Below are 18260 nucleotides of genomic sequence, written 5' to 3'. Positions count from 1 at the left end.
CGCCGCGGCAAGAAAGCCGCATCATGCGTAATCGTCATTCTCTCTCGATGGCCGCGCAATGAACGAAAGTCATTTGGCCATGACCGGGGGTGATGAGGTGGGTCAACAACGAACGCTGACGCCGCCTTACCCAGGCGCACGCCAGGTCACCATGCCTTACGGTTCGTAACGGCCACCCGCCCGACTCAGTTCTGATTGACCTTCGAACCCTTCAGGTTCACGTCCCCGCTGGCCTTCACGTTGATCTTGCCGCTGCCGATGATGTTGATGTCCGCGCCCTTGAGCTGGATATCCCCATTGCTCTTGAGCGTCAGGGACGCCGAGCCGCACTTCAGCACCAGTTCATCAGAGGCCACAAACACGGCCTTGGCCTTGCTGTTGACGGTGTAATCCGCGCCGGACTGGAAGCTCATGGTGGAGCCTGCATCGGCGGAATATTTGGCCCCGGCCTTGCGGCTCATGTTGGCGCCAGCAGTGTCGCTGATGTTGGTGCCGGCGGAGACGGTCTTGCTGATGCCGATGGTCTCGCTGCTGAGGCCGCCGATGGCCACGATCTTGGCGCCGCCCACTTCCTGCATCAGCGCCGCGCCCACGAGGTGATTCATGGCCGCGCCCACGGTGAGCGCGTAGACCGCACCGATGGTTTCGGTCTTGGCCAGCGCCACCGTCACGGTCTGGGTGCTGCCGAAGCTCTGGCTGTCCGACGAAGCCACGGAAAGCGTGCGCGTGGCGCCGACCGTCTCCACCTGGTTGGCGCCCACCGTCAAGGTCTCGTTGGACCCCACGGTCTTTGTGCGGTTGGCGCCGATGGTGATGCCCTGGTCCACGCCCACCTTCAGCGTCTGATTGTTGCCCACCGTCTCCGAGTCATCCACGTCGATGGTGTCGGTGCGGTTGTTGTGCACCGTCAGCGTCTGGTCGTGCTCGATGGTGGACTGCATGTCGAACTGACCATGCAAGGTGATCATTTCCTTGCCGGCCGTGTCGTCCATCGAAAACTCGTTGTAGCCGGTGGCCTTGTGGCTCTTGGACTTGATGCCGCTGACCACGCCGGCTGCCGGCAGCTCGAAAGGGGGCATCTGCTCGGCGTTGTAGACGCGGCCGGTGATCAGTGGCTGGTCCGGATCCCCTTCGACGAAGTCGACCACGACCTCCTGCCCGATGCGGGGAATGGACACACCGCCCCAGCCCTTGCCGGCCCAGGGTTGCGACACCCGGATCCAGCAGGAGCTTTTTTCGTTGCGCTGGCCACGGCGGTCCCAGTGGAACTGCACCTTCACGCGGCCATATTTGTCGGTGAAGATTTCTTCGCCAGAGGGGCCGGTGACGATGGCGGTCTGCGGCCCCGGTGCATACGGCTTGGGTGTACGGCGCAAGGGACGAAACTGCTGCTGCGAGGGCATGGCGCTGAAGCTGCAGCGCAGTTCGGACGCGCCGGAGCCGGATTCGCTGGCTGCCTGCTGCAGATGCAGCGTGGTGCCGGTGACCAGGTACTTGGCATTCTGGTCATCTCGCGGATGCCGGAACAGCGACAACAGGTGGCCGGTGCACACACCTTGCGAATTGCTGCTGCCCTCGAAGTACTCGTGGCTGCTCTGGATCTCATCGAGCCGGTCTTCCGCGTATTGGGAACCATCGGACGGCTGCAGGTAGCCCCCCGGGAAGTCAAAGACCTCGCCGTCGGACAGGTCGTAGTCCCGGGAGCGGGATTGGGTGGATTGCAGTGAGGTCGAGGGCCGCTCGAAGTCGAAGTCCGTGATGACGACCTTGCCGGAGGTCATGCTCTGCACCGCACTCCAATGGTCCACAAATTCCAGTGCCGGCGGCGATTGGGAGCCCCCGCCGTAGAACGGCAGCATCTCGCAGTTGGGTGCGCAGTCATGGGCACTGGCCGCGTCCGCCAACACCAGCTTGTGGCCGGATTCGTCGTGGGTGAAGTACCAGTAGATGCCTTCATGCTCCAGCAGCCGGGCCACGAAGTTGTAGTCAGTCTCGCGGTACTGCACGCAGTAGTTCCAGCTTCGATAGGGCCGCTGCAGCTTGAACTCGAACTTGGCCGCCGGATGGTCCTCGAACACCGCCTTGACGATGTCCGGCACCGTCATCTCCTGGAAGATGCGGCAGTCCGCCGTACGGGTCAGCAGCCACAGCCAGGGCCGGACGGTCATTTCGTAGACCGTGTAGCGGCCCTCGAAGCCGCGCTGGGCGAAACGGGTGATGTAGCCGGAGAGGTGGCGTGGTGCGTCGTCGCGCAGCGCGACCTTGAGCGCGGCGGACTTGCCCAGCAAGTCACTGGCCTTGATGTCCTTTTTTTCGCTGAGCAGCGTCAGGGAGGTCTCCCCCAGCTCGCTCAACTGTTCCCGGGAGACGCAGCTATGGACGCGCAGCAGGTCGTCGGCAAGCGGGGTTTTGAGCTGAAAAGGCGCGGCCATGGCTGATGTGAGGTGGTCCTGGGCGCGACGGTAGGCCGTGTGACCGCGCTCGGATAGCGACCAAAGTCATTCAGCCCCGCCGACCGGCTTTGGGCGTTGCCCGGAAACGGTGACCGCCGGTAGATGGGGCCGGCTGCCGCCGGCGCTGGTTGTCGCGCGGCCGTCCCTGGCCCGAGCGACACGGAGCCGATGGCCCGGGGTGGGTGGGCCACCGGGTGACTTTCGTCGCTTTACCGTCTGGTCATCGATCCCTAGGGTGTCGGTGGCCAGATGGCCAGACTGAGGAGCAGTTATGCAGTTGCCGGTGCACGTGTCCAGGCTCGTAGACCGGAATCCCCTGGCTCGACAGGCCACTGAATGTGGCCACTTGTGGACCTTGCGAGACCGAGCGGTCCGCTCGCCTCGTTACCGGATGCAGCATCTGGTGGCGTTGGACCGGCGGATCGAGGAACACCGGACGGCGTTGACGCTGGGCGGTGATGAAGCCTGGGCGGCCTGCGTTGACGCGCTGAACGGCACGGGCCCAGGAAGCGACGAGGCGTCTGATGACGCACAGAGCCCCCACGACAGCGCCGGCATCATCTTTGCGGCGGCGCTGATGGCGTTCTCCGCCCGCCGCGCCGATTACATCCGCCTGACTTGCGATGCCGCCCTGGCCTCGGCCGCTGGCCAACGTGCCTTGATCGCGGCCTTGGCCTGGCTGCCCTTCGAGCCGCTGGCGCCCATCCTGCAGCAATTTTCCTCGGCCCCTGACGCGCGCTTGCGGCGGGTGGCCATGCGGGCCTTGGGCCTGCACCGGCGGGATCCGTTTGACGCCCTGAAACCCGCCCTGTTGGATGACGACCCTGGCGTGGTGGCGGCAGCCGCGCGAGGCCTGGGCGAAAGCCGGCGGCGCGATGCCGTGCCGTTGCTGGCGTCCCGTTCCAGCGTGGCACCCGAGCCGGCCCGGTTTGGCATGGCGTCCAGCCTGCTGCTCCTGGGCTGCCGCGACGCCCTCCCCTTGCTGGCGTTGATGGCTGAGGATGGCGGGGCACAGGCCATGGAAGCCCTGGGGTTGGTACTTCGGTCCGCCCCCACGGCGGAGGGCCGCCAGTTGCTGTCCAGGCTGAGCAGCCGCGCGGGCGCCGAACGCCTGGTGGTGGCCGGCACGGGCATGCTGGGGGATCCGCTGGCGGTGCCCTGGCTGATTGCCAAGATGCAGGATCCGGCCCTGTGCCGGATTGCGGGAGAGGCGTTCTCGCTGATCACGGGCGCGGACCTGGCGGACCCTGCGAACTTTGGACAGGGAGAACCCAGCGCCGCAGGCGAAGCTGAACCGGCCGCTTCATCAGCGCAGGGCGAGATCCACCCGGATGACGTTCAGTTGCCGAAGCTCGACCTGGAGCGTGTGGGCGCCTGGTGGCAGGAGCACGGTGATGCCCTGACCAAGGGCTCACGCCACCTGTGCAGCCAGTCGATCACACCCGCCTCGCTGTTGGGGATTCTCCAGTCGGGCGATCAGCGCCAACGACGTGCGGCGGCGCTGGAATGGGCGCTGCTGGACGATGACCAGCCCGTTTTTGATGTCCGGCAACGCAGTGACGGGCAATTGCGGGCGTTGAGAGCCTGCAGTTGATGAAGGCTTGACGTAGGGGCCCGTCAAGCCATGGCCAGCGCCGCCGTCAGGCACAGCACCTCGCCATCCTCGTCATAGTCGGCCGACAGTTCCACGCCCTGGCCCCCCGCCTGTACCACCCACTGTTCCCACTCGATGGCGTCTTCTTCACCATCCGAAGCGTCCGGCTCGCCATAGGCGGCCAGCGCTTCTTCGCGGGTCTCCACGGGAGCCTCGCTGAACGGGCCCGGCCCTTCATAAGGCTCCACCTCCTCGCTACCTTGCGGGTAGTAGAAGATGCCACTGAGCACCTTGGCGCCCTCCCCGCGAGGCTCGCCGAACTCACGTTGGTAGGCGTCACGGTTGGAGAACGAGAACACCACGCCCAGCTCGGTCAGCATGAGGAAGTCGGTCTTGAGCTTCTGGATACGCGCGGGATTCAGCGCAGTGTCGCCGGCGGCGTGCGGGGCAATGGCTTGGTGCAAGGCCTCGTCGGAGATGGTGAGGCCAAGCAGTTGGGGAAAGAGGTCCGGGGTCATGGGAGGGATTGGAGCACATGGCCCCAAGCCCCCCCGACCAACACCCTATTACCTGGAACTGGTGAAGTGACGGCCCCTATCCTTGCGGATGACAAGCTTCTGAAACTTGAGGGTATGTTCAAGGACGTGCAGAGCGCAGCCCAGAAGGACTGGCAACTTGAACTGCGATGAGGGAGGTCGATGATCACAAGATCCCGGCTTGCCGCAGTTCCTTGACGAGGTCTGCTGCAGTCTGGCTTGTGACCAGCAAACGCGGCAACAGGGAACCTTCGATAGCTGCGCCATCCGCGTCGAGCATGGACCCGGCCGTCAGTTGCAATGTCAGCTCCCGATTGACGCGATAGCTTTCATTGGCGGTGGTCAAGCCCGCCGTCGGCTCCCCGACGAAGATGCCATGAGCTCTAACCTGGCTCGCTGCGATCAGCATTTCGCAGGAGCTGGCACAGGATGAATCGGCCCAGAGCACCACCTTGCCTCTAAAGTGCTCAAGTTGCAGCGCTCGCTCTTTCCATATCGTGCCGGCGGTGCGTTTTCCACGCGGTGTGAGATCAACCTTCTGCACAACGCCCTTTCCGTTGACCCACGCATATAGGGGACCCGCGGACAACGCCGGAGCAGCAGAGGCCAACAGGATCTCCTCGTTGCCACCTGTATTGCCCCGCAGATCGAAGATCCAGGTGCCATCGGAGGGTGCCGCCAGGATGCATGCATTCGCCATCGACACATACCGCTCAAGCGCCTCGGCACTCATGCCGGCAGTGCCTGGCAAGGTTAAGACCCTGACGCCATCGCCCAGATCCACGCAGGAAGGGAGCACATCTTGACGATGCAAGGGCTTCCGCCCGTTACGTTCCAGCGGCTGGAAAGCCAGCGACGAATGCTTTCGATCAGGGAGCGATGACAGCATCACGGACAACAGTGCGCCCTCTGGTGCGAAGTCTCGAGGAGCCCGTCTTAAGGCTTTACGGAATTCAGCCTCCAACGCCGCCCAACGCACCGCTGTACTTTTGAAATACACATCTTTCGCATATTTCAGGGCCGCAAAGGCGGAACGTCCCAGGACGGCAATTTGTTCAGCAGAGTTCTCGATATCCGACCTGGACTCAACGAGCGCCACGCGTTCGAACACCACGCCCGGCGTATCCGAGTAAGCAACGATGACCACGTGGTCCGCCTCTTCGGGGATCCATGCGACGGCTCGGCAGCTCACGCCCTGGCACGCCCCAGGTGGCGATGCGGATAGGCGGTACTCACCCTTGTAGGCAGCTACGGTCAACCGGATGTCAGCAGCCGGCGAACCACCGCGGATTGCAACTCGGGCGCCGAACCAGCGGCCAGCATGTGCACTGGCATCCAACGACACCCTCGCAAAGGTCGTCGATTCCGTCGTCCGAAACGCCAGGCCGGCACCGCCCTCACGGACATCAACCCACGCTCGTCCATTTGGCCGCGCTTGAGCGGGAGCAGCCCCAACAGTGGCTGCAAGCAGGCCAAGAATCACTAGGAGGACGTGGCGCTTGAGAAATAAAAAAGCCACCAGGCACACCTGCTGCGTTGCTGCTGAGATTGGGCGCTTCAACGGCGACACTCTCCGCCGTTGAGTGCGCTTTCTTTATCGCATGGAATGACAGATTTCAACTGCGGCAGTCGGCTGATCACTGGCCCCTGGCAGGCAATCTCAACTTCCTTGCCCTCTTCAGTTGTGACACGAACACCTGAAGCATGCTTGCGACCTTCCTGATAGTCATAGACCACGTAGTCCGTTCCCTGGATCTCGAAACGAACCTCAGTTTTTTCCACCTTCTCACGGAAGTATCCGGCGTAGAGCAACCGACTTGTTCCATCCGTTGCCTGAGCGGGGAACACCAGCTCTACCCTATCCGGGCGTCCGAAGCGGTACTGCAGCGTCCCCGGTTTTCCACAAATACTCACCCATCTCGACCTGGCGGTCGGGCAAGCGAAGTAAACCGATTCTTCCGGTTGGCACAGGCCGCGATCGGCCACCAGCGCCGTACGGCTTTCGGCACCCGTCGCGGAAGCATCGGCAAATGCCGATGCTGGCAATGCAAACAAGAGCGCGAGCCCCCCTATGACGAAAGGATTCATCGGCCTCATGGCAGTTTGATTTGGATAGATGGCTGAGGCCTCCTACTCAATCAAACCCGTACTCAAAATCCCCGTCCTTCACCGTCAACGCCACCTTCTCGATGCTGTGCCCCTGCGTCAGCCGCGTCAGGTATTCACGGCTGATGCGTGGCAGCACGGTGTTGGTAAGGATGGCGTCGATGACGCGGCCACCGCTCTCCACCTCGTTGCAGCGGCTGATCACCAGCTTCACCACCTCCTCGCCAAAGCTGAACGGCACGCCCAGGTTTTCCGCCACGCGGCGCTGGATGCGGCCGAGCTGCAGTCGGATGATCTGGCCCAGCATCTCTTCGTTGAGCGGGTAGTACGGAATGGTCACCAGACGGCCCAGCAGCGCCGCCGGGAACACCTTCAGCAGCGGCTCGCGCAGCGCCTTGGCAATGCCCTCCGGTTCCGGCATCAGCTCCGGGTCCGCACACAGCTTCATGATCAGGTCGCTGCCCGCATTGCTGGTGAGCAAGATGATGGTGTTCTTGAAGTCGATGTAGCGCCCTTCGCCGTCCTCCATCCAGCCCTTGTCAAAGACCTGGAAGAACAGCTCGTGCACGTCCGGATGAGCCTTCTCCACTTCGTCCAGCAGCACCACGCTGTAGGGCCGGCGGCGCACTGCCTCGGTCAGCACGCCGCCCTCGCCGTAGCCCACATACCCCGGGGGCGAACCCTTGAGCGTGGAGACGGTGTGCGCCTCCTGGAACTCGCTCATGTTGATGGTGATGACGTTCTGCTCGCCGCCGTACAGCGCTTCGGCCAGGGCCAGCGCCGTCTCGGTCTTGCCCACGCCGGAAGTGCCGGCCAGCAGGAACACACCGATGGGCTTGTTGGGGTTGTCCAGCCGCGCACGGCTGACCTCGATGCGCTTGGCGATCATCTCCAGCGCATGGCGCTGGCCAATGACGCGCTGGTTCAAGGTGTCCGCCAGTTGCAGCACGGCCTGCAGCTCATTGCGCACCATGCGGCCCACCGGAATGCCGGTCCAGTCCTGCACCACGCTGGCCACGGCCTGCTCGTCCACCGTGGGCAGGATCAACGGGGCATCCCCCTGCAACGCCACCAACTGGCCGCGCTGATCCTTCAGCTCGGCCAGCAGCGTTTCGCGCTCGGCTTCGCCTGGGGCGCCCTCACCCTCCTTGCGCAGCAAGGCATGCAGCTCCAGTACGCGGTCCACCAGGGACTTTTCGCGCGCATGGCGGGCTTCCAGCGCAGCACGGCGGGTTTGCGCCTCGTCCAGGTCAGCGGCCACGCGGCGCTTGCGCTCCGTCACGTCCAGCCCGATGGCCCCTTCGCGGCCGATGATCTCCTGCTCCACCTCCAGCGCCTGGATACGGCGCAGGCAGTCTTCCAGCTCGGGTGGCGTCGCGTGCTGGCTCACCGCCACGCGGGCACAGGCCGTGTCCAGCAGGCTGACCGCCTTGTCCGGCAACTGGCGGGCGGGGATGTAGCGATGCGAGAGCCGCACGGCCGCTTCGATGCCTTCATCCAGCAGCGCCACGCGGTGGTGCTTCTCCAGCACCGAGGCCACGCCACGCAGCATCAGCACCGCCTTGGCCTCGTCCGGCTCCGGCACCTGCACCACCTGGAAGCGCCGGGTCAGCGCCGGGTCCTTCTCGATGTGCTTCTTGTATTCGGCCCAGGTGGTGGCTGCAATGGTGCGCAGCTTGCCGCGTGCCAGCGCAGGCTTGAGCAGGTTGGCGGCATCCCCCGTGCCCGCCGCACCACCGGCGCCGATCAGGGTGTGGGCCTCGTCGATGAAGAGGATGATGGGCTTGGGTGAGGCCTGCACCTCGTCAATGACCGCCCGCAACCGGTTCTCGAATTCACCCTTCATGCTGGCGCCCGCCTGCAGCAGGCCGATGTCCAGCATGTACAGCGAGACCTCCTTCAGCTGCGGCGGCACGTCGCCCTGGGCCAGGCGCAGGGCAAAACCTTCCACCACAGCCGTCTTGCCCACACCAGCCTCACCCGTCAGGATGGGGTTGTTCTGGCGGCGGCGCATGAGGATGTCCACGATCTGGCGGATCTCTTCGTCCCGCCCCGCCACCGGGTCGATCTCGCCCTGGCGCGCGCGTTCGGTCAGGTCCACCGCAAAACGCTTGAGCGCTTCCTGCTTGCCCATGGCAGCCGGTGCAAGGGCACCACTGGCATCACCCGGCACCGCGCCGGGCTCGGCGGCACGCATGGCCTGCTCTGGCGAGCCTTCAACCACCTTGGCGAAGTTTTCGCTCAGGTCTTCCACCGGAATGCGTTCAAACTGCCGCGACAGCGAGACCAGCGCATGGCGCATGGACGGTGTCTTCAGCAGGCCGATGACCAGATGGCCGGTGCGCACCTGCCCGTCCCCGTACATCAGCGAGCCATACACCCAGCCGCGCTCCACGGCGTTTTCCACCCAGCTGGAGAGGTCGGTGACGGACGAGGCGCCACGCGGCAGCCGGTCCAGCGAGGCCATGAGGTCGGCCGACAGCTGGGCCGCATCCAGCTGGTAGTGCTTGGCGATGCGGTGCAGGTCCGAATCCGGTGTGTTGAGGATCTGATAGATCCAGTGCTGCAGCTCCACAAAGGGATTGCCACGCAGCTTGCAGAAGACCGTGGCGCCTTCGATGGCCTTGTAGGCCAGTGGGTTCAGTTTGCCAAAGAGGCTGGTGCGGGCGATTTCGCTCATCGGGTTCTCCCTGTGATCTTCAATTGGCGCCAGGACGGGGCCGCAGCCGCAGCCCGCCCGACGGTTTGTTGAATGTGGAATTGCGGGCGCGGCCGGCCCAGCTCGTGTAGCCCAGCCGCACGGATTGGCCCAGCACTGCCGCCGGCATGGTGGCCCCTGCCAGCTTGGGGCGGATCTCCCACCAGAAGCCCAGGCCGACGTATTGCCGGATCCAGTCGTTGAGCGGCCGGTAGGCACTGCCATCCGGCAGGAACAGCGCGAACTGCTCCATGGTCAGCGGGCCGATGACCACCACAAAACGGTACTGGCGGTCCCAGGCCTTGCTGCCCAGCGTGGTGTTGCGGCCCAGCTTGGCCGCCACGAGGCCGATGCCTTCCTTGCGCCCACGGGCGTAACCCATGCGCGTGCGGTCATTGGGATCGATCGGCATCCAATGCGAGACAAACTGCTGGATGCGCACCGGCACGCCGAAATGCTGGGACAGGATCTTGGCCAGCCCCTCGGGATGGCGGGCACGCTCGCCCATCATCTTCGCGTTGAACAGGCGCGCACTCTGCGGCAGGGTGTCCTTGGGCTGCCATTGCCCATACAGACCGGTGGTGGCCCCCAGCCAGCTGGCGTAACGGTCGCTCTCCGGCCGGTCCTGCTGCACCACCGGTTGAGACTGCGCCCAGGCCCGGTAGAACAGCAGCAGCATGCGGTGATGGAAGACATCCAGGAAGCGCGCCAGCGTCGGGTCATTGCGCTGGTGCAGGCGCTCGCGGGTGTATTCGGTGAGGTGCAGCGGCATGGGGCCCTGCGGCCCCAGCAGGCCAAAGAAGCGTACGCCCAACCGGGGCACGCCCGCGGACGTCTGGTGCAGCCGGGCCAGCGCGGAGGGCGCAAAGTCCAGCTCCGGTTCTTCCCCCAGCCGGATGGGCTCCTGGTTGGGGCGGGCCGCGTGGCCCAGGCGCGGCAGCTCGGGCGTGAGCCCCTCGATGCGGCGCAGCAGCGCGAAGAAATCAAACCGCCATGGCGTCTGTTCCACCTCGCGAAACAGGGCCTGCAACGCCGCAGCGTTGTCCAGAGGCGGGTCGCTCGGCGTCAAGGGTGGGCTCCGACATCCTGGTGCGCCGATTCGCTGCTGATGCGCACCGGCCACCGGCGCAGTTCGCCTCGCTGGGTGGAGCGCAGGCGCAACTGGGTGAAGCTGTTGATGGCGGAATGGCGCGCGAAGTAATACTCCAGCACGCTGCCAAACAGATAGGCGCTGTGCCCCTGGAAGGCCAGTTCGTCCAGCTCCAGGTCGATCTCGGTGCCGCAGCCAAAACTCAGCGGCCCGGAGAACGGCAGCCGGCGCACGACCGACTTGGCCGACACATGGCGCACCCCTTCCACCTGCCGCTGCCAGGCCGCATCACCCGGCGGGCCATACAGGGTCAGCATGCGCCGCAAGGTGGAGGCCGCCTGCGCGGGCGGCTCGTCCGCAAAGGGCAGTTGCTGCATGGTGAGCAGGCTCACCAGGCTCCAGCCCGCGTCGCCGACCGGCTGCCGGCTCACCGGGCGGGTGGGCCCGTGCAGCGCGTCCACCCGCAGCACCGGGCCGGCCGCATCCAGGCGCCAGGCGCTGGGGCCACTGCCGGCATTTCCACCGGTGCCGCTGCTGCCGCCAGTGCCGCCGCTGCCGTTATGGGGCAGCAGCGTCGGCAGGTCCCGGTTGGTGACGAGTGCGGAGACGGACAGCTGGCGGATGTCTTCGCGATACGGCGCGTGGCGCGGATCCACCAGGGACAGGAACACTTCCTCGCCGATATAGGCGGTGCGCGGCCCCTGCTCCTTCTGGCGGGAGGACAGCAGCCGGGGCTCGCGGCGCGCGGCGTAGTAACCGGCGCCTTCGGTGGAAAGTTCGTGGTAGGTGGCGTAGAGCGGACGGAAGGTCTGCTGGCCGACCTGCCCAGCCCCATAGCCGATGACGCTCTGCAGGCTGTGCACCTCGAAGTCCATCGGGCGGGTGCGGTCCGGCACCACGTGGTACTCCCAGTTGCCCGGGCCCAGCTGGATGCGGTCCAGCCGCTTGGGAAACAGGTTGATCGCAGGGGTGCAGTGCAGCGCCAGGCTTTGCGCATCCACCATGGCTTCCAGCCCGCCATCAGCGCGGTTGAAGAAGACCACGATGTCGGCTTCCTGCCCGTCGACACGGGCCAGCCGGTCGGCCAGGCCCGTGATGTCGAAGAACAGGAAACGGCGTGGCATGGCGGCCGCTTCCTGCAGCAAACGGCAGCCGGAGAAGACGCGTTGCGTGTCGGGCAGCAAGGCCTGGTCCGCTTCAAAACCGACCGGACGCACGCTGGTGTCGTCGCGCCACTGGGCCGACAGGTTGCCAGCGTCCACGCCCTCACCGGTCACGAAGCTGCCCAGCGCGGTGCCCAGCACCAGTTCATGCAGCCGGAAGGCCACATCGTCAGGCGCGCTGATGTAGAGCTGCAGGCGGTCCATGCGCAGTTGGCGCAGCGGCAGGCCACCGCCGGTGCGGATGCGCAGGCGCAGGCCGCCACGATAACCCGCGGCACCGGGCAGGCGGTTCACCGGAAGGTCCGGCGCATGGTTGAAGTACTGGACGTTGACCAGCTCCAGCGGCCACAGGGTCACGTCATGCGCGGTGCGGAACTCGCAGCGGGTGTCCTGCCCGCGCGGCAGACCGGACTGCAGCACGCTGTCGCGCGGCACGGGGTAGCCCTTGCCAAGGTTGGGGTCGGTGGTGTCGACGGAGAAGCGGGCCACCATCATCGACGGCACCGGCGCCAGGAAATTGGGATAGATCGATTCCAGCAGGTGGGAGATCAGCCGCGGATGCTCGGCATCCAGCTTGAGCTGTACACGGGCGGACAGAAAGGCAAAACCTTCCAGCAGTCGCTCGACATAGGGGTCCGCGACCTCGGTCCCTTCCATGCCCAGGCGGCCGGCGATCTTGGGGAACTCGCGGGCGAACTCGCCACCGACCTCTCGCAGGTGGGCCAGTTCGTCGCTGTACAGGCGCAGCAGGCGCGGATCCATGCTCAGGCCTCCCGCACTTCCACCTGGCCCGCTTCCAGGTCCAGCTGCGTGCGCAGCAGGATTTCCAGCGGCACGGGCTGCGACCACAGATGGCCGCGAATCTCGAATTCAATCACGTTGTGTGTGTCCAGCACGCTATTGGCTTCCAGCGCCCGCACCTCCAGGGAACTCTCCAGGATGCGGGGCTCGAAACGCAGGATGGCCTGCCTGATGGCCCGCTCCACCTGGCTCACATCCACCTTGGACGCCAGTTGGCCGGAGAGCGCCGGCAGGCCGAAATTGAGCACGCTGTCACCCACATGCGGATGGGCCTCCAGGGCACGCCCCAGGGGTTGCACCGCATTAAAGAGCCACCCCAGGTCGCGCAGCACCGCCTGGCGCAGCTGCGACTTGGTCATCGTGTGGCGGTCCTCGCCTTCCTCACGGCTGGTGGGATCGTCATCGGTGAGCCGGTCCAGCAGGGCTGGCTGCAGGCGGTCGCGGGTCGTCTGGTTCATGGCGCCGGGAAGGGACCGTGCATCAGGCCGATGTCAGTTCGATCAGGCGCAGGTCCAGCAGGCCGGCCTCGCCCTGGTCCGTCATCAGCACCCGTTGGCCGATGCCCGCAAACTGGTCGCTCTCACCGGCGTCGGATGGGCCGGCCAGGGGCTGCCATTCGGTCCGGCGGGAGAACCAGGTGCGCTCGTCGTCAAAGGCATTGGTGCGCGGATAGCGCGTCGGGATCAACGCCACGGAGCCGCCGCCGTTGGGGAATTCCAGATAGGCCGGCGCCCAGACCAGGTCACGAAGGTCTTCCGGCGGTTCGATCTGGATCTTGGCGAGCGCCGAATACGGCACCCAGCAATAACGACCATTGATGTTGGCCTCCAGGATGGGGCCGAGGCGGGAATCGCCGTCGCAGATCCATTCAAAGGCCTGCCCGTCCTGGGTGCCGGCGCTGGCGGGCGCCTGTTCCAGCGCCTGCGCGCGCATGAGCTGTGCGGCGCGGTGGTCGCCATCCGCATCCAGCTTGAGGGCCTGCACCATGGCGGCCACCCACTCGGCAGGTTCGCCCATCACCATGGGCGTGGTCTTGCCCTCAAACACCGCTTCGCGCACCAGCTCGCACTTGAGTGCTTCGCGGTAGGTGTTGACCATCGCCAGCGTGCCGGCATCCAGCTCGCCGCAAACTTCCAGTTGGGCCGCCGCACGGGCCCATTGGCCGTTGACGGCCAGCAGCTGGAACAGCAGCACCCGCAGCTTCGCGTCCTGCGGCTGCTGGCGGACCTGTTGCTGGATACCGGCCAGCGCCGCGCTGGCCTGGCCGGCGGCGATCAAGGGTTCTACTGCGCTCATACGGGTCCTTCGGACCTCAGGTGAGGTCGTCGGTGAAGGTGCAGCTGCCGCCGAGCTGGCCGGTGGCGCTCTGGGTACGGTATTCCACCGCCACCTTCTGGAAACTCAGGGTGATGCGTTCAACGGGGTTGCCGTCGTGATCCACATCGATGTCGTAGGTCGCGACGCGGGCCTTCTCCAGCGTGATGCTGAAGAAGTCCTGCTGCTCCCCACCGGCCTTGCGCACGCTCAGCTTGGCGCTGCGGACCTCGTCATTGGTCGCCACGGCGCTCATCAGCGCGGTGCTGGCACTGTCCAGCCCCTTGGTGATGGTCAGTTGCCGATAGCTGCGCCGTCCGGTGCTCTGGCCCGCCACCGCATCACCCGCAGCGCCCACGCCCCAGTTGAAGCCGGTGACGGCAATATCGTTCTGGTGGCCGGCCGCCACGGTTTCGCCCTTGACCTTGCCCGCGCGCTTGAGGGTCAGGTCCAGGTACATATCGGCGCTGCCGCCGCTTTTGATCAAAGACATGTCAGGCTCCAACACACGCGCCGGCGGCTCCGCAGGGAAGCCAGCCGGCACGCCAGCCGGGCCGTGAAAACGGCCCGGAATTTGTCAGCGTCAGGCTGAAGGGATCAGCGGGTTTCGGTGGTCGCCAGATTCCAGCCGAACTTGACGGCGCCACCCAGCGAGCCCTTGGCATCCTGGGCCTTGTATTCGAACTCGATGTCCGAGTAGCTCAGGGACACGCTTTCCGAGATGTCACCACCGCTGCTGGCGGAAGGCGACACCGAGGTCACCAGCACTTGCTTCAGCGTGACCTTCAGGAAGTCCAGTTGGCCTTCGCCGGCCTTGCGGCAGGTGATGACGGCGCTGTCGAAGTGCTTGCCGCTGGCGCAAGCCTTGGCCAGCACGGGGGACGCCTTGTCGTAGTAGTGCGCAAACACCAGTTGGCCGGGAATGCCCTTGCCCTTGCCCGAACCACCGCCAGACGAGGCGGTGCTGTCCTGGCGGACGTCCCAGGACCAGGCGAGCAGATCGATCTCGCCCTTGTGGTCCTTGTGGGTGGATTCGCCGTCAACACCGGCGAGCTTCAGATTGGCGTCGATCGTCATGGTGGGTCTCTCCTTGATGGACTCGTGAAAATCAGCCCCGCTTCAACGCGGGCGGAGCTGCAAAAACGGGCCGGTGGCCCGGAACTGTTGACCGATGGGCCGGACCGGCCCTCCCTCGGATATCGATGTCTGGCCTTATTGGCCCTTTTGCGACGGCAGCTTGGACACCAGCCGCAGCGACACGGTCAGGCCTTCGAGCTGGTAGTGCGGGCGCAGGAAGAATTTGGAGGTGTAGTAACCCGGGTTGCCCGGGATCTCTTCCACCAGCACCTCGGCGGAGGCCAGCGGCTTTTGCGACTTGGTGACTTCCGACGAGTTGGCCGGATCACCATCGACGTAGTTCATGATCCACTTGTTCAGCCACTTCTCCATCTCGCCACGTTCCTTGAAGGAACCGACCTTGTCGCGCACGATGCACTTCAGGTAATGGGCGAAGCGGGTGCAGGCAAACAGGTAGGGCAGGCGCGCCGCCAGGTTGGCATTGGCGGTGGCGTCCGGATCGTCGTACTCGGCCGGCTTCTGCAGGGACTGCGCACCAATGAAGGCGGCGAAGTCGGAGTTCTTGCGGTGCACCAGCGGCAGGAAGCCGTTCTGGGCCAGTTCCGCCTCGCGGCGGTCGCTGATGGCGATTTCGGTGGGGCACTTCATGGCCACGCCGCCCTCGTCGGTGGGGAAGTTGTGCGTCGGCAGGCCTTCCACCGCACCACCGGATTCCACGCCGCGGATGCGGGTGCACCAGCCGTAGTTCTTGAACGAACGGTTGATGTTGGCCGCCATGGCGTAGGCCGAGTTGGCCCAGGTGTAGGCGCCGTGGCTGCCGCCACCAGTGTCTTCCTCGAAGTTGAATTCGTCCACCGGGTTGGAGCGCGCGCCATACGGCAGGCGGGCCAGGAAACGGGGCATGGTCAGGCCGATGTAGCGCGCGTCATCCGATTCGCGCAGCGAGCGCCAGGCGGCGTACTCGGGCGTACCGAAGATCTTGGTCAGGTCGCGCGGATTGGCCAGTTCCTGCCAGGAGCTCATCTGCATGGCCGACGGATTGGCCGCAGCAATGAAGGGGGCGTGGGCCGCGGCGGCCACCTTGGCCATTTCACCCAGCAGTTCCACGTCGGGCGGGCTATGGTCGAAGTAGTAGTCACCGACCATGGCGCCGAAGGGCTCGCCGCCGAACTGGCCGTATTCCTCTTCATAGACGCGCTTGAACAGCGGGCTTTGGTCCCAGGCCGCGCCCTTGTAGCGCTTGAGGGTCTTGCCCAGGTCCTGCTTGGAGATGCTCATGACACGGATCTTGAGCTGCTCGTCCGTCTCGGTGTTGCTCACCAGATAGTGCAGGCCACGCCAGGCGCTTTCCAGCTGCTGGAACTCGGCGTTGTGCAGGATGGTGTTGAGCTGTTCCGACAGCTTCTTGTCCAGCTCGGCAATCATGGCCTCGATGGACACGATGACGTCGCTGCCGATCAGCGTGGTCTGGGACAGGGCCTGCTGGGCCAGCGTCAGGACCGCCTGCTCGACGGCGGACTTGGCCTCGTCGGTCTTGGGCTTGAATTCCTTGTTCAGCAGTTGGGCGAACTCGTTGCCTTCGTACGAGATGCCCTGCAAGGCGGCGGCGGATGGGGCGAGAATTTCTTCGGCCATGGTGCGTGCTCCCGGTTCTTTCTGTCAGTGCTGGGCTGCGTTCAGCGCCATCACTGCGCGTCCGCGCCGTCGGCGGGTTTCTGGGCGGAGGCCAGGGACTTCAGCAGCGCCTCGTCCTTCACCACCTTGGCGATCAGCTGTTCCGCGCCGACCTTGCCATCCATGTAGGTGATCAGGTTGGCGAGTTGCTGGCGGGCTTCAAGCAGCTGCTTGAGGCCGTCGACCTTGCGCGCCACAGCAGCAGGCGAGAAGTCGTCCATGCTTTCGAAGGTGATGTCCACCATCAGGTTGCCTTCGCCGGTCAGCGTGTTGGGCACGTTGAAGGCCACACGCGGCTTCATCGCCTTCATGCGGGCATCGAAGTTGTCGACATCGAAGTCGAGGAACTTGCGGTCCGCCACCGGGGCCTGCGGCTCGGCGGGCTTGCCCGACAGGTCGGACAGCACGCCCATCACGAAGGGCAACTGGACCTTCTTCTCGGCGCCGTAGAGCTCGACGTCGTACTCGATCTGCACGCGCGGGGCGCGATTCCTGGCAATGAACTTCTGGCTGCTGGTGGCCATGGGCTACTCCTGATTAGAGACGTCGTCGTGGGCGTCGGAATGGTTCTTGTGGGGGAAAGTCATGCGGGTGGGCATCAGTCGGTGCGGCCGGCCAGGCGCTCAATCTCGCTCAGGCCGTCCGGGACAAGGTCGCGGATGATGTCCATGAAGCTCTTGCTCATCAGGCGCTGGGCCCGGCGGATCAGCAGTGGTGCCGGATTGCTGGGTTCGTTGAGCTCGATCCAGTCACACACACGCTGCAGGGCGCGCATGGCGTCTTCCCGGCTGGCGATCACGCCCGCAGGCACCGCCACGCGGGAGGCCGAAACGCCGGGGGTGTCCGCGCCCTCCCCGGCAGCGGACTCGTCGTCTGCAGCGGGGACGGTGCCGCCACCCAGTTGGGCGGCGACCAGGGCCAACGGCTTGAGCACCCGCAGCAGCGGCCCGAAGTCGGGGCCCTGGGCGGCGCCCAGGTGTTGTTCGATGGCGCCGGAGATGGCCTGCACATGGGCCACGCCGGCTTGCAGGCGCTCCAGGAAGGCCTCGTCGTTGGCAGCCAACGCGCCCAGGCCATCCAGCAAACCCTGCGGGGACGGCGCGGATTCGTTGGCCATGGGGTCGGCATTGCCGAAGGCCAGTTCCACGTCCCGCACCCGGGGGCCGCCGCGCTGGCCGGTCAGGCTGGCCGCACGCACGTCGGCCAGGCCGGCGTCGCTGGACAGAGGCAGCAGCGCATTCATGCGCATGGTGGGGTCGTTGCCGTCGCTGGCATCCAATTGGGGATGGACGTGATCCCAGTGGCGTTCCAGCAGGCCTTGCACCAGGGAGAGGCCCTGCAGCGCCGCCTGGTAACCCTTCAGCCGCGCGCCGCTGCGCACCAGCAGCACGGCAACGCGCAAGTCGCGGGTACGTTCGGCCAGGGACAGGGCCTGGTCCCAGACCTTGATCCAGTCGGGCTCCTCGGCGGGAATGACCGTGTCGCCATACTGCTGTTCGGGCTTGCCTTCGGCGGCGCTTTGGAGGGCGAGGAAGGCAGGGTCGTATTCCAGGTCGGCGCCGCAAGGGGCATCGTCCTGAAGAGGGGTCAGCAGTTGATCGAGATCGATATCAGCCATTGCGTCCGGAGGGCTGTTGCCCGTTAACGACCGGACTCTAGAGATCCCGAACCATCCGCGCAGTGGTCGAAAGTCACATTGCGGGAACCACCCCCTACCCCACCAGCATCCCGCCGGGCCCGGTCACCCCGATCAC

Annotated in this window: 15 protein-coding genes; 1 reads left to right on the top strand and 14 read right to left on the bottom strand. The window is 65.4% G+C overall.

Features of this window, described 5'->3' with window-relative positions:
• Window positions 1-185: 185 nt before the first annotated feature.
• On the bottom strand, window positions 186-2432 hold the full coding sequence (locus BMY53_RS15785; RefSeq protein WP_092947458.1) for a type VI secretion system Vgr family protein: 2247 nt from the start codon (window positions 2430-2432) through the stop codon (window positions 186-188).
• A gap of 292 nt (window positions 2433-2724) precedes the next feature.
• Here BMY53_RS15785 and BMY53_RS15780 point away from each other — a divergent pair, with 292 nt between their 5' ends.
• Window positions 2725-4047 carry a TIGR02270 family protein gene (locus BMY53_RS15780; protein WP_092947457.1) on the top strand — a complete coding sequence of 441 codons (1323 nt, stop codon included), beginning with the start codon at window positions 2725-2727 and terminating at the stop codon, window positions 4045-4047.
• 23 nt (window positions 4048-4070) lie between these two features.
• On the opposite strand, the gene BMY53_RS15775 is transcribed toward BMY53_RS15780, so the two are convergent.
• From BMY53_RS15775 to tssA, 13 genes are all read right to left on the bottom strand, one after another.
• The gene (locus BMY53_RS15775; protein ID WP_092947456.1) at window positions 4071-4565 is read right to left on the bottom strand and encodes a hypothetical protein; all 495 of its coding nucleotides are present in this window, start codon (window positions 4563-4565) and stop codon (window positions 4071-4073) included.
• A 184-nt stretch (window positions 4566-4749) separates the two neighbouring features.
• Window positions 4750-5730 carry a S41 family peptidase gene (locus BMY53_RS15770; protein WP_143074095.1) on the bottom strand — a complete coding sequence of 327 codons (981 nt, stop codon included), beginning with the start codon at window positions 5728-5730 and terminating at the stop codon, window positions 4750-4752.
• 410 nt (window positions 5731-6140) lie between these two features.
• On the bottom strand, window positions 6141-6671 hold the full coding sequence (locus BMY53_RS25475; RefSeq protein ID WP_143074094.1) for a hypothetical protein: 531 nt from the start codon (window positions 6669-6671) through the stop codon (window positions 6141-6143).
• 46 nt (window positions 6672-6717) lie between these two features.
• Window positions 6718-9369 (bottom strand): type VI secretion system ATPase TssH, encoded by a 2652-nt coding sequence (tssH, locus tag BMY53_RS15765; RefSeq protein ID WP_092947454.1) that lies wholly within the window; start codon window positions 9367-9369, stop codon window positions 6718-6720.
• Between the two features lie 19 nt (window positions 9370-9388).
• Entirely contained in the window at window positions 9389-10456 is a 1068-nt protein-coding gene (gene tssG, locus BMY53_RS15760; protein ID WP_177200905.1) for a type VI secretion system baseplate subunit TssG, read from the bottom strand.
• Window positions 10453-12402 (bottom strand): type VI secretion system baseplate subunit TssF, encoded by a 1950-nt coding sequence (tssF, locus tag BMY53_RS15755; RefSeq protein ID WP_092947452.1) that lies wholly within the window; start codon window positions 12400-12402, stop codon window positions 10453-10455. The genes tssG and tssF overlap by 4 nt, the downstream gene beginning before the upstream one ends.
• A gap of 2 nt (window positions 12403-12404) precedes the next feature.
• Complete coding sequence (tssE, locus tag BMY53_RS15750) at window positions 12405-12899, bottom strand: type VI secretion system baseplate subunit TssE (protein ID WP_092947451.1); 495 nt, start codon at window positions 12897-12899, stop codon at window positions 12405-12407.
• A 22-nt stretch (window positions 12900-12921) separates the two neighbouring features.
• Window positions 12922-13737, bottom strand: coding sequence for a type VI secretion system accessory protein TagJ (locus BMY53_RS15745; RefSeq protein ID WP_092947450.1), 816 nt, complete (start codon window positions 13735-13737; stop codon window positions 12922-12924).
• A gap of 16 nt (window positions 13738-13753) precedes the next feature.
• Window positions 13754-14248 (bottom strand): Hcp family type VI secretion system effector, encoded by a 495-nt coding sequence (locus BMY53_RS15740; protein WP_092947449.1) that lies wholly within the window; start codon window positions 14246-14248, stop codon window positions 13754-13756.
• A gap of 104 nt (window positions 14249-14352) precedes the next feature.
• Entirely contained in the window at window positions 14353-14832 is a 480-nt protein-coding gene (locus BMY53_RS15735) for an Hcp family type VI secretion system effector (protein ID WP_092947448.1), read from the bottom strand.
• A gap of 135 nt (window positions 14833-14967) precedes the next feature.
• Entirely contained in the window at window positions 14968-16467 is a 1500-nt protein-coding gene (tssC, locus tag BMY53_RS15730) for a type VI secretion system contractile sheath large subunit (RefSeq protein ID WP_092947447.1), read from the bottom strand.
• Between the two features lie 50 nt (window positions 16468-16517).
• On the bottom strand, window positions 16518-17030 hold the full coding sequence (gene tssB, locus BMY53_RS15725) for a type VI secretion system contractile sheath small subunit (RefSeq protein WP_092947446.1): 513 nt from the start codon (window positions 17028-17030) through the stop codon (window positions 16518-16520).
• A gap of 74 nt (window positions 17031-17104) precedes the next feature.
• Window positions 17105-18124 carry a type VI secretion system protein TssA gene (gene tssA, locus BMY53_RS15720; RefSeq protein ID WP_092947445.1) on the bottom strand — a complete coding sequence of 340 codons (1020 nt, stop codon included), beginning with the start codon at window positions 18122-18124 and terminating at the stop codon, window positions 17105-17107.
• Between the last annotated feature and the right edge of the window lie 136 nt (window positions 18125-18260).

The organism is Roseateles sp. YR242, from assembly GCF_900109745.1.
Taxonomy (GTDB): domain Bacteria; phylum Pseudomonadota; class Gammaproteobacteria; order Burkholderiales; family Burkholderiaceae_C; genus Roseateles.
The sequence above is the reverse complement of the archived record's forward strand: the minus strand, read 5'-3'. Positions and strand labels throughout refer to the sequence as shown.